Consider the following 11023-nt stretch of genomic DNA (forward strand, 5'->3'; position numbering starts at 1 on the left):
CATCTCCTTCTGCCGCTTCGGCGCGGCAGTCCTTCGGTGGTCGTCCCGAGCCCGTGTGACGGTCCATGTGAACGGTCACATCGGCTGGAACGGAGGCAATACTACGCATGGCCTCGGCGCGGCTGTCAATTCGGGTTGGTCGCGTTTCGGTAACGGACCGCAGGTCCGCGCGCCTGCGGACATCCGGTGTCCCCCGGTGTGGGGTCGCGCCCCGGCGTGGCGCGGCTCGGACGGGAGGCGCGTGGCGGCCCCGCCCCGCGCCTCCCGTCCGCGTTCTGCGGACACGCGCGGGCGCGCTCGTGCCGGCTGACGAGCTCAGATGCGGTGGCGGGGAGCGCTCGTGGACGCGCGGACGATCAGCTGCGGGACGATCTCGACCTGGCGCAGCGGGCCGTCGTCGTCCGGCAGCAGCAGGTCGACGCAGCGTCGACCGAGGTCGGCGAAGTCGACCTGCACGGTGGTGAGCGGCGGCCAGAAGTGCTTGGCCTCCGGGATGTCGTCGTACCCCACCACGGACAGGTCCCCGGGGACGTCGAGCCCGTACGACCGCGCCGCGTGCACCACGCCGAGCGCCATCGCGTCGTTCGAGCAGAACACCGCGGTGCAGTCCCGGTAGCGCAACAGCTCCCGGCCCGCGTGGTAGCCGAAGTCCGCCGTCCAGTCGCCCAGGACCGGGGGCTGCACGGGCTTGTCGCGGTCGGACATCTCGCGCAGGAAGCCCTGCATCCGGGCGTCCGCCTCGATCCAGTCCTGCGGGCCGGCGATGTGCCGGACGTACTCGTGGCCCAGGTCGAGCAGGTGTGCCGTGGCCAGGCGGGCACCCTCCATCTGGTCCACCCACAGGGCCGTCGGGTCCTCGTTGATGCTGGACCGCAGGGTGACGTACGGGGTCCGGACGCCGAGCTCCTCGAACAGGTCGAACACGCGCTGCTGTGGCGCGATGACGATGATCCCCTCGACGTCCTGGTCGAGCAGGTGCCCGAGCCCGTCGCGCACGGCGGTGTCCGTTGGCTCCGCGATGTTCGCGGTCGTGATCGAGTAGCCGCGGCCGACGGCGGCGTCCTCGATGGCCTGCATCGTGACCGCCGGGCCGTAGTGCGAGCGCTGCGCGGTCAGGACACCGATCGTGCGGGTCCGACTCGTGACCAGGGCCCGCGCGGCGCGGTTCGGCCGGTACTGCAACTGCTCCATCGCGGCGAGCACCCGGTCGCGGGTCTCGGCGCGGATGGCGTCGGAGTTGTTGAGCACGCGTGACACCGTCTGGTGCGACACTCCGGCGACCCGTGCGACGTCACGGATGCTGGGCGACCGCGGTTGCTGTGTCCGCGTCGACGACATGGGTTCTCGTTTCCCGCCCGGGGTCGTGGCACGCCGATGTGCACGTTCACATTCCGAGCCAGATCATTATGCACGTCCCCGAGCCGGACGCCACCTGATCGGGTCACCAGGCGGACGGGAGGCCCGTGGCGGGGTCCGCCACGGGCCTCCCGTCGGACCTACAGCCAGTTCCGCTTGCGGAACACCAGCCACAGGACCCCGGCCAGCGCCAACATGGCGAGGATCGCCACCGGGTAGCCCCAGCGCCAGTGCAGCTCGGGCATGTCGTCGAAGTTCATCCCGTACACGCCGGCGATCAGCCCCGGCGCGAACAGGATCGCCGCCCACGACGAGATCTTCTTGACCTCCTCGCCCTGCTGGTGCGCCGCCCGCGCCAACTGCCGGCTCTCCTCGCCCTGCGCCAGGCTCGCACTGGTCATCCGCCGCATCGCCTCGTTCTGCTCCTGAGACACGAGCGTCGAGTGCAGGGTCAGCGCGTTCTCGAGGAGCGCGCGGAAGGAGTCGATCCGCTCGGTGACCCGCAGCGCGTGGTCGAGCACGTCGCGCAGGCGGTGCTGGACCTCCTCGTCGACGGCGTACTTGTCCGCGCCCCGGAGCAGCCCGTTCACCATCGCCGGGACCGGCTTCGTGGCGCGCTGGAACGCCAGGACCTCGCTCAGCAGCTGGTAGATCCGCTTCGAGACGTCGGCGGCCACGTGTCCCGCGAACAGCTGGTCCTCGATCTCGTCGATCTCGTCCTGCAGCACCTCGACCACCGGGCCGTAGCCGTCCACGACCTCGTCGAGCATCGCTGCCGTCACCGCCTCGGATCCCTTCGCCAGGAACTCCGGGTCCTGCTCCACGCGCGCCCGCAGTGCCGCCAGGTCGGGTCGGTCGGCGTGCCGGACGCTCACCACGAACCGGTCGCCGACGAACAGGTGCACCTCGCCGAACTCGACCGTGCCCTCGTGCGCGTCGTTCCAGGCGGGGCGCAGCACCACGAAGAGCGTGTCGCCGTACCGCTCGAGCTTGGCGCGCTGGTGTCCCTTGCCGGCGTCCTCGACCGCGTTCTCGTGCAGGTCGAACTCCGCGGCGACGGCGTCGAGCTCGCGTGCGTTCGGTCGGAACAGCCCGATCCAGGTCAGGTCGCAGTCCCGGCGGGCCGGCGCCAGGGTGGACGAGGAGTCGACGCGCCGTCCGTCGACGTAGACCGCGTTGTCGATCATGGCCATGCTGTGCTCCTCGGGTCGGGGAGCAGGCGGGCGCGGTTCCGCTCGGCTTGCGGCACGGACCCGCACCGGCATGCCGACGTGGGCCGCGCGGCATCGCCGACGCGGGGGAGAAGAACCTAGGACACGGGCACGGTGACGACCAGGGCGGTCAGCCGGCCCGCACGAGGATGATCACCCGACATCGCGCCTCACCTGCCCATCTGGTTCGTCATGCGGCCGCCGTGTGCGACCTCGGTGCGCGTCACGCAGCACCGAGGGTCGAGCGTACGCCCGTCGGACCCGATCCTCAACGCCGGTACCGGGGTACCACCACGATCTGCCCGCGAGCGCACGCGCCGGCACCCGTACGACGGCGACCATCGACCCGCCGCGGCAGAATCCCTGCGGCCCGGGTCCGTCACCTGCCCCAGACGTCCCGGTTCGAGGACGTCACGGCTGGCCCTCCGACAGCGGGACGCGGGAGGGTCAGTCGAGGGCGCGGACCGGCAGCTGCTCGAGCTGCCACCCGAGCCACGGGCTGAACGCGAACGGCGCCGCCGACACAGCGGCGCGCAGGGCGTCCTCGGAGAGCCACTCGTACTCGGAGACCTCGTCGTCGGCGGGTGCCGGCACGTCGTCGGTCACGGCGCGGAACACCGGGCAGACCTCGTTCTCGACGATGCCCGACGCGTCGACCGCGCGGTACCGGAAGTCGGGCAGCACGCTCTCGATGTCCCGCACGGTGATGCCGAGCTCGCGGGCGGCGCGCCTGGCGATGGCGTCCTCGAACGACTCGTCCGGCCCGGGATGCCCGCAGAAGGAGTTCGTCCACACGCCCGGCCAGGCCTTCTTCGACAGCGCCCGGCGCGTGACGAGCAGGTCCCCGGCGCTGTTGGTGACGTGGCAGCTGAACGCGAGGTGCAGCGGCGTGTGCTCGGTGTGGACCGCGAACTTGTCGGCGGTGCCGATCGGGGTACGGTCTTCGGCCAGCAGCACGACGGATTCAGGGAAGTGGTTCATCTAGTTCGATAGATTAGGCCAATGACGGACGAAGCGGCCACCGTGGCGCACATCGACCTCGGGCTGGTCGACGAGTGCCTGGAGCGGTTCTTCACCGTGTCGTCTGCCCGTGCCCAGGCGTTCGGTCGCCCCTCGGAAGAACTCTGGCGCGTGCTCCGCAAGGCGTCGATGGGCGGCAAGCGCTTCCGCCCGCGCATGGTGCTCACCGCCTACGCCGGGCTGGGCGGGACCGACGTGCACGCAGCAGCGAACGTCGGGGCCGCGTACGAACTCCTGCACACCGCACTCGTGGTCCACGACGACGTGATCGACCGTGACTGGTCCCGCCGCGGCCAGCCGAACGTCGCCGGGTCCTTCCGCGACACCGGCACGACGGGCGGGCTGCCGCTGCCGACTGCCGAGCACCGGGGGACGAGCGCTGCGGTGATCGCCGGGGACCTCGCGCTCGCCGGAGCACCTCGCTTCATCGAGGCGAGCGGTGCCGACGGCGAGCGACGCACCCGCCTGCTCGACCTGTTCGACGACGCCGTGTTCGCCAGTGCCGCGGGTGAGATGGCCGACGTGGACCTGACGCACGGCGTGATGCCGACGGTGGACGAGGTCCTGGCGATGGAGCGGGCGAAGACGAGCGTGTACTCGTTCGAGGCACCCCTGCAGTCCGGGGCGGTGCTCGCCGGTGCGCCGGAGTCCGTCGTCGCCGCGCTCGGGGCCTTCGGGCGCGAGATCGGCATCGCCTACCAGGTGGTCGACGACCTGCTCGGGGTCTTCGGGGACGAGGCCGCGACGGGCAAGACCGCGATCGGCGACCTGCGTGAGGGCAAGCGCACCATGCTCATCGCCTACGCGGCGACCACCGAGTGCTGGTCCGAGCTCGCGCCGTACCTCGGCGACCCGGACCTGACCGAGGAGCGTGCCGCCGAGATGCGTCGCCTGCTCGTCCACTGCGGTGCGCACGACGCCGCACTGGCCCGCGTCGAGGAGCACACCGCGTTGGCCCGCGCCGAGCTCGCAGCGCTGCCCTACGACCTGGCCGTGCGGCTCGAAGCCCTGGTGTCCGAACTGGTGGAGCGCGTCCGGTGACCACGAACCACACCGGGAGCACGCACGCCGCGCGGCTCCCGCTCTACGATGCCACGGCGGAAGCCGCGTCCTCGGTCGTCATCGACCGGTACTCCACCTCGTTCGGGCTCGCCAGCCGCCTGCTCACCAAGGACACGCGCGAGCACATCAAGAACGTCTACGCGCTGGTCCGGGTGGCGGACGAGGTCGTCGACGGACCGGCGACCGAGGCCGGCCTCGACCCGGCGCTCGCCCGCACGGTGCTCGACGAGCTCGAGCAGGACACCGAGCGGGCGATGGTGCACGGGTTCTCGGTGAACCCGGTCGTGCACGCCTTCGCACGCTCCGCCCGGACAACCGGCTTCGGCGCAGAGCTCACCAGGCCGTTCTTCGCGTCGATGCGGATGGACCTCGAGCAGACCGAGCACGACGACTCGTCCTTCGCCACGTACGTGTACGGCTCGGCCGAGGTCGTCGGGCTGATGTGCCTGCGCGCGTTCGTGTACCGCGCGGGTCGTCCCACGTTCGACGAGGCCGTGCTGGTGGACGGCGCCCGGGCGCTCGGGGCCGCGTTCCAGAAGGTCAACTTCCTGCGCGACCTGCACGCCGACTTCGAGGTGCTCGGGCGGTCGTACTTCCCCGGCGTCGACGTCCGCACCTTCGACGAGGCCACCAAGCACCGGCTCGTCGCCGACGTGCAGGCCGACCTCGACACGGCGGCGCGCACCGTCCCCCTGCTGCCGAAGGACGCCCGCAACGCGGTGGGGCTGGCGCACGCGCTGTTCCAGGAGCTCAACGACCGGATCGCCGCCACCCCGGCGCACCGGCTGATCACGACGCGCGTGCGCGTCCCCAACCCCGTGAAGGCGCGGCTCGCCGCGCAGGTGCTCGCCGGGCGCGCACCGCTGCGGTCCCGGACCGTCACCACCCACCAGCCGGGAGGCCCCTCATGACCCCGCCACGTGCCTCCAGTCCGAAGTCCACCCGCAAGGTCCCCGTGCGTCGCGCCGTCGTCATCGGCGGCGGGATCAGCGGCCTCGCCTCGGCCGCGCTGCTGGCGCGGGACGGCTACGCCGTGACCGTGCTCGAGCAGCGCAGCCAGCTCGGCGGCCGTGCCGGTTCGTGGGAGCGCGACGGCTTCCGGTTCGACACCGGCCCGTCGTGGTACCTGATGCCCGAGGTCTTCGACCACTTCTTCCAGCTGCTCGGCACCAGCGCAGACGAGCAGCTCGACCTGGTCAAGCTCGACCCCGGGTACCGCGTCTACAGCGAGGGCTACGACGAGCCGATCGACCTCCGGGCGTCGCGCGAGGACAACCTCGCCCTGTTCGAGTCGATCGAGCCGGGCGCCGGCAAGCGGATGGCGAAGTACCTCGACTCTGCGGCCGACACCTACGAGATGGCCGTCCGACGCTTCCTGTACGGCACGTTCCAGGACTTCCGGAAGCTCGCCGCGCCGGACGTCCTGCTGCGCATGGGCAAGCTCGCGCGACTGCTGCTCGAGCCCCTGTCGACCTTCGCCGAGAGCGCCGTCCGTGACCGCCGTCTGTGGCAGGTCCTGGGCTACCCGGCGGTCTTCCTCGGTACCAGCCCGTACTCGGCGCCGAGCATGTACCACCTGATGAGCCACCTCGACCTGGCCGACGGGGTGCTCTACCCGAAGGGCGGCATCACCGAGGTGATCTCCGCCGTCGAGCGCGTCGCCCGGGCCGAGGGCGCGCAGATCATCGCCGGCGCCAAGGTCGAGCGCATCCAGGTCGAGGGCGGCCACGTCACCGGCGTGGTGCACCGCGACCGTCGCGGCGAGCAGCACGTCGCCCCGGCGGACGTCGTCGTCAGCGCCGCCGACCTCCGACACACCGAGATGCAGCTGCTCGACCGGCAGCACCGCACCCACGACGAGTCGCACTGGAAGAAGCGGGACCCGGGCCCCTCGGCGGTGCTCGTGTACCTGGGCGTCGACGGACCCGTGCCCGGACTGCTCCACCACACGCTCGTGTTCACCGCGGACTGGCAGGCGAACTTCGGTGCGGTGTTCGGCGACGACCGACACGTGCCCGACCCCGCCTCGATCTACGTCTGCGCGCCGTCGGAGACCGACCCGACCGTCGCCCCGCCCGGCACGAGCAACCTGTTCATCCTGGTGCCCCTGCCCGCGGACGTGGGCATCGGCAAGGGCGGCATCGACGGTGCCGGTGACTACGAGGTCGAGCAGATCGCCGACCGCGCGATCGACGTCGTCGCCGAGCGCGCCGGCGTGCCGGACCTGCGCGACCGCATCCGCGTACGTCGGACGATCGGACCGCGGGACTTCGCGGACGACTACAACGCGTGGAGCGGCTCGATGCTCGGGCCGGCGCACACGCTGAAGCAGAGCGCGTTCTTCCGCGAGGGCAACAAGTCCGGCAAGGTCGAGGGGCTGTACTACGCCGGGTCCTCGACCATCCCGGGCATCGGTCTGCCGATGTGCCTGATCTCCGCCGAGGTCCTGCTCAAGCGCATCCACGGGGACACCTCGACCGAGCCGCTGCCCACGCCGCTGTCCCGGGCCGAGGGCGCCCCGCCGCGGCCGCGTCCCGGTGGGCGTGCCCCGCGCAGGCCCACCGCTGCGACGGCTGCTGGGTGATGCCCGGCCTGTACCTGCTCGGACTGCTCGTGTCGATCACGGGCATGGTCGTGCTCGATGCGCGCTTCCGGCTGTTCTTCTGGCGGGCACCGTGGCGGGCCGCTGCGGTGATGGTCGTCGGGGTGGCGTTCTTCATGGTGTGGGACGTCGCCGGCGTCGCGCTCGACATCTTCTTCATCGGCCCGACCCGTCTGCTGACCGGCGTGCTGCTGGCACCCGACGTCCCGCTCGAGGAGCTCTTCTTCCTGGTGCTGCTCTGCTACACGACGATGGACCTGACCGGGTTCGTCCGTCCGCTCGTCGCACGGGCGTTCCGACGAGGGAGCGACGCATGAACAGTGGGCTGTACGCCGCGCTCGCGGTGCCGTTCCTCGCCGTGGCGGTCCTGACGGCGGTCGCCGCGGGGATCGTCGCCGCACGCCGTTCCGGTCCGAGCGCACCCGGTGGGTCGCGCGCGCGGGCGGTCAGCGGACGTCGCATCGCGCTGATCGCCGGGATCGTCGCCGGCATCGCGCTCCTGGTCATGACCGTGGTCTTCAACAACGTGATCGTGACGCTCGGCATCGTCGCGTACGACCCAGCGCGGATCAGCGGCATCCGGGTCGGTGCCTTCCCGATCGAGGACCTGGCGTACGCGATCGCCGCCGCCTTCCTGCTGCCCGCCCTCTGGGTGCTGTTCGACCGGGCCGGCGGACGCGACCAGACCGCCGGACGCGACCGTGTCGCGGCCACCGGCACCCGGCACGCCACCCAGCCACCCACCCGACCGGAGGACCCGCGATGACGGCGACCCCTGCCTCCCGGCAGTCCACCATGCGCGCGCTGTTCGTGTCGTCCCGGCCGATCAGCTGGGTGAACACCGCCTACCCGTTCGGTGCCGCCTACCTGCTCGGCAGCGGGGTCGGCGTCGACGGCGGCGGTGGGTTCTCGCTCGTCGCCTTCCTGATCGGCGTCGTGTACTTCCTGGTGCCCTACAACCTGGCGATGTACGGCATCAACGACGTCTTCGACTACGAGTCCGACCTGCGCAACCCGCGCAAGGGCGGCGTCGAGGGGGCGCTGCTCGACAAGAGCGTGCACCGCACCACGCTCTGGGCCGTCGTCGTGACGAACGTGCCGTTCCTGGTCGCCCTCGTGCTGCTCGGCGGCCCGTGGTCGTGGCTGGTGCTCGCGATCAGCGTCTTCGCCGTGATCGCGTACTCCGCCCCGGGACTCCGCTTCAAGGAGAAGCCGTTCCTCGACTCCCTGACGTCGAGCACGCACTTCGTGTCGCCGGCGATCTACGGGCTGGCGCTCGCCGGGCCGCAGTGGACCGGGCAGCTGGTGGCCGTGTGCATCGCGTTCTTCCTGTGGGGCGTGGCCTCGCACGCGTTCGGCGCCGTGCAGGACGTGCTCGCCGACCGTGCCGGCGGGATCGGCTCGGTCGCGACGGTGATCGGCGCGCGGGCGACCGTGCGGCTGGCCTTCGTCGCCTACGTGGTCGCCGGGGTCGCGCTGCTGTTCTCGGCGTTCCCGGGGCCGATCGCGGCCGTCGTGGTGATCCCGTACGCGCTCAACGTGCTGCCGTGGTGGAACGTCACCGACGCGGGCGCCGAGGCCGCGAACGCTGGCTGGAAGCGCTTCCTGTGGATCAACTACCTGGCGGGCTTCATCGTCACGATGGCGCTCATCGCCTACGCCTTCACGCACTGACGGAGGCGCCGGTCCGCACTGGTGGGCACGGCGCCGGTCGGGCGTCGTCGGTCCTGCCCGGTTCGCCATCGTCGGTCGTGCCCGGTTCCGCGTCGTCGGTCGTGCCTGACAGGATGGACGTGACGCCGAGGTCGGTGTCGCAACGATCACGAAGGAGTGCCCGTATGACGGTCCGCATCATCCACGTCGGTCTCGGAGGGTGGGGCGGCAGCTGGGCCCGCGAAGCCATCCCCGCGGTGTCGGAAGTGCAGGTGGTCGGCATCGTCGACCCGAGTGCCGACACGCTCGAGGCCGTGCGGACGGACCTGGGGCTGCCCGAGACGGCCGCGTTCGCCTCGCTCACCGATGCCCTGACCGCGGTCGACGCCGACGCCGTGGTCATCACCGCCCCGGCCGTCACGCACGTGCCGCTCGCGCTCGAAGCCCTCGACGCGGGCAAGCACGTCCTGGTCGAGAAGCCCTTCGCCAACACCGCGGACGAGGCCGCCGCCGCCGTCCACCGTGCCGAGGAACGCGGCCTCGTGCTGCAGGTCAGCCAGAACTACCGGTTCTACCCGGCGCCGCGCGTGGTGCGGGACCTGCTCGCCGCCGACACGCTCGGCGAGCTCTCCGCGATCAACGTCGACTTCCGGCAGTGGGACAACGACCGGCCCTTCGCCGACCACCCGCACTACCGCTTCCCGCACGCGATGTTCAACGACATGGCGATCCACCACATCGACCTGCTGCGGATGGTCACCGGGCAGGAACCCGTGCGGGTCTTCGCGAAGGCCACCTACCCGTCGTTCAGCAAGTACCAGGACGAAGCGGTCGCCTCGATGCTCATCGAGATGCAGGACGGCCTGGTCGTCAGCTACCGCGGCAGCTGGCTGAGCCGCGCCGAGCACACCGCCTGGGCCGGGGAGTGGAGCATCCAGGGCGAGGACGGTGAGATCCAGTTCACCAGTCGCGCCGGCGAGCCCGGGGACGTCAGCGGCGACCTCGTGACGGTCCGGCGGGCGGGCGACACGTCCGCCACCCCGGTCGAGCTGCCGACCGCCGAGCACCACGACCGCCAGGGCGGTCTGCAGGCGTTCGCTCGCTCGGTCGAGGGTGGTCCCGCGCCCGAGACGAGCGGCCGCGACAACCTGCGGAGCCTCGCGCTGATGGAGGCCGCCACGCGGTCGGCCGCCTCCGGCGTGCCGGAGGACGTGGTCGTCCCGTCCTGACGCCGCGCCGTCTCGGACAGGAGGCCCGGTGCCGGCTGGGACCTGGGCCCACGCCGGCCGGTTCCGGCGCGACGCGTCAGCGGCGGGCCGGCCGTGACCGGTGGGGAACCTCCTGTCCGTCTGGTGCCCCGCTCAGGCGACTCCGGCCGTCCGCCGTGCCTGCGCAACGGCCCGGCGGACGCCGGTCGACCAGACCGGACCGTGCCCGGGGAGGACGTGGCGGACCTCGGTGTCCTCGAGACGGGACAGCGACGCGACGGCGGTGTCCATGTCGGCCGTCGCGGCCGGCGCTACCACCCGTGGGCCGATCCCGGCGGTGTACGGGTCGAACGTGACGAGTGCGTCGCCGACGATGACGGCGTCGCGGTCCGCGAAGTGCAGGGCGACGTGCCCGTCGGTGTGGCCCGGCGTCTCGATGATCCACGGCGAGCCGGGGACCTCGGCCCGGGACTCGAGCGGCTCGGTGTCCGCGATGCCGTCCACCGTCGCCGCGCCGGCCAGCAGCATCCGCCCGAGCGGCGCGATGCCGCCGGGGTGCAGTGCGACGAACCCGAAGCGGTTCGTCTGCGGCCGGTAGGAGTACGGATGCGCCGCCAGGTGCCGGTCGCCGGGGTGCACGAAGACCGGCGTGCCCCACTCGCGGTGCGCCCGGGCAGCAGTGCCGACGTGATCGAAGTGGCCGTGGGTGAGCAGGATGCCCTCGACGCGGGACGGGTCGTACCCGAGGTCGCGCAGTGCCAGCAGCAGGTGCGGCCACGATGCGGGTAACCCGGCGTCGACGATCACGAGCTGGTCGCCGGTCTCGACGAGGTACTGGTTCGTGTGGGCGATCTCCAGGCGGTGGATGCCTTCTGCGACGTCTCGGTACAACATGCGCGTGACCGTAGGCG

Annotated in this window: 11 protein-coding genes; 7 read left to right on the top strand and 4 right to left on the bottom strand. The window is 71.7% G+C overall.

The features are described 5' to 3' along the window. Positions 1-315 precede the first annotated feature (315 nt). The 3 genes from BIU90_RS09025 to idi all read right to left on the bottom strand — a co-directional run bounded on the left by BIU90_RS09025 (position 316) and on the right by idi (position 3548). Positions 316-1338 (bottom strand): LacI family DNA-binding transcriptional regulator, encoded by a 1023-nt coding sequence (locus BIU90_RS09025; protein WP_071299902.1) that lies wholly within the window; start codon positions 1336-1338, stop codon positions 316-318. Positions 1339-1496: 158 nt separating this feature from the next. Continuing rightward, positions 1497-2549 carry a magnesium and cobalt transport protein CorA gene (locus BIU90_RS09030; protein WP_071299903.1) on the bottom strand — a complete coding sequence of 351 codons (1053 nt, stop codon included), beginning with the start codon at positions 2547-2549 and terminating at the stop codon, positions 1497-1499. Between the two features lie 465 nt (positions 2550-3014). Then, complete coding sequence (idi, locus tag BIU90_RS09035) at positions 3015-3548, bottom strand: isopentenyl-diphosphate Delta-isomerase (RefSeq protein ID WP_071299904.1); 534 nt, start codon at positions 3546-3548, stop codon at positions 3015-3017. Between the two features lie 21 nt (positions 3549-3569). Here idi and BIU90_RS09040 point away from each other — a divergent pair, with 21 nt between their 5' ends. From BIU90_RS09040 to BIU90_RS09070, 7 genes are all read left to right on the top strand, one after another. Further along, entirely contained in the window at positions 3570-4628 is a 1059-nt protein-coding gene (locus tag BIU90_RS09040) for a polyprenyl synthetase family protein (RefSeq protein ID WP_071299905.1), read from the top strand. Beyond that, positions 4625-5560: a phytoene/squalene synthase family protein gene (locus tag BIU90_RS09045; RefSeq protein WP_071299906.1), complete on the top strand. Its 936-nt coding sequence runs from the start codon at positions 4625-4627 to the stop codon at positions 5558-5560. The genes BIU90_RS09040 and BIU90_RS09045 overlap by 4 nt, the downstream gene beginning before the upstream one ends. Continuing rightward, positions 5557-7233, top strand: a complete 1677-nt coding sequence (crtI, locus tag BIU90_RS09050) for a phytoene desaturase family protein (protein WP_071299907.1) — start codon at positions 5557-5559, stop codon at positions 7231-7233. The genes BIU90_RS09045 and crtI overlap by 4 nt, the downstream gene beginning before the upstream one ends. Further along, positions 7233-7568 carry a lycopene cyclase domain-containing protein gene (locus BIU90_RS09055; protein WP_071299908.1) on the top strand — a complete coding sequence of 112 codons (336 nt, stop codon included), beginning with the start codon at positions 7233-7235 and terminating at the stop codon, positions 7566-7568. Before crtI ends, BIU90_RS09055 begins: the two co-directional genes overlap by 1 nt. After that, positions 7565-8017 carry a lycopene cyclase domain-containing protein gene (locus tag BIU90_RS09060; RefSeq protein WP_071299909.1) on the top strand — a complete coding sequence of 151 codons (453 nt, stop codon included), beginning with the start codon at positions 7565-7567 and terminating at the stop codon, positions 8015-8017. The genes BIU90_RS09055 and BIU90_RS09060 overlap by 4 nt, the downstream gene beginning before the upstream one ends. Then, on the top strand, positions 8014-8925 hold the full coding sequence (locus tag BIU90_RS09065) for a prenyltransferase (RefSeq protein WP_071299910.1): 912 nt from the start codon (positions 8014-8016) through the stop codon (positions 8923-8925). Before BIU90_RS09060 ends, BIU90_RS09065 begins: the two co-directional genes overlap by 4 nt. 164 nt (positions 8926-9089) lie before the next feature. Next, the gene (locus BIU90_RS09070; RefSeq protein WP_071299911.1) at positions 9090-10133 is read left to right on the top strand and encodes a Gfo/Idh/MocA family protein; all 1044 of its coding nucleotides are present in this window, start codon (positions 9090-9092) and stop codon (positions 10131-10133) included. A gap of 132 nt (positions 10134-10265) precedes the next feature. Here BIU90_RS09070 and BIU90_RS09075 read toward each other — a convergent pair whose 3' ends face one another. Further along, positions 10266-11006 carry an MBL fold metallo-hydrolase gene (locus tag BIU90_RS09075; protein WP_071299912.1) on the bottom strand — a complete coding sequence of 247 codons (741 nt, stop codon included), beginning with the start codon at positions 11004-11006 and terminating at the stop codon, positions 10266-10268. Positions 11007-11023 lie beyond the last annotated feature (17 nt).

The organism is Curtobacterium sp. MCBA15_001, assembly GCF_001864835.1.
In the GTDB taxonomy this organism is placed as follows: domain Bacteria; phylum Actinomycetota; class Actinomycetes; order Actinomycetales; family Microbacteriaceae; genus Curtobacterium.

Coding starts and splice junctions, on each gene's coding strand:
- BIU90_RS09025 (WP_071299902.1), bottom strand. CDS start 1,338: ATGTCGTCGACGCGGACACAGCAACCGCGGTCGCCCAGCATCCGTGAC.
- BIU90_RS09030 (WP_071299903.1), bottom strand. CDS start 2,549: ATGGCCATGATCGACAACGCGGTCTACGTCGACGGACGGCGCGTCGAC.
- idi (WP_071299904.1), bottom strand. CDS start 3,548: ATGAACCACTTCCCTGAATCCGTCGTGCTGCTGGCCGAAGACCGTACC.
- BIU90_RS09040 (WP_071299905.1), top strand. CDS start 3,570: ATGACGGACGAAGCGGCCACCGTGGCGCACATCGACCTCGGGCTGGTC.
- crtI (WP_071299907.1), top strand. CDS start 5,557: ATGACCCCGCCACGTGCCTCCAGTCCGAAGTCCACCCGCAAGGTCCCC.
- BIU90_RS09055 (WP_071299908.1), top strand. CDS start 7,233: ATGCCCGGCCTGTACCTGCTCGGACTGCTCGTGTCGATCACGGGCATG.
- BIU90_RS09060 (WP_071299909.1), top strand. CDS start 7,565: ATGAACAGTGGGCTGTACGCCGCGCTCGCGGTGCCGTTCCTCGCCGTG.
- BIU90_RS09065 (WP_071299910.1), top strand. CDS start 8,014: ATGACGGCGACCCCTGCCTCCCGGCAGTCCACCATGCGCGCGCTGTTC.
- BIU90_RS09070 (WP_071299911.1), top strand. CDS start 9,090: ATGACGGTCCGCATCATCCACGTCGGTCTCGGAGGGTGGGGCGGCAGC.
- BIU90_RS09075 (WP_071299912.1), bottom strand. CDS start 11,006: ATGTTGTACCGAGACGTCGCAGAAGGCATCCACCGCCTGGAGATCGCC.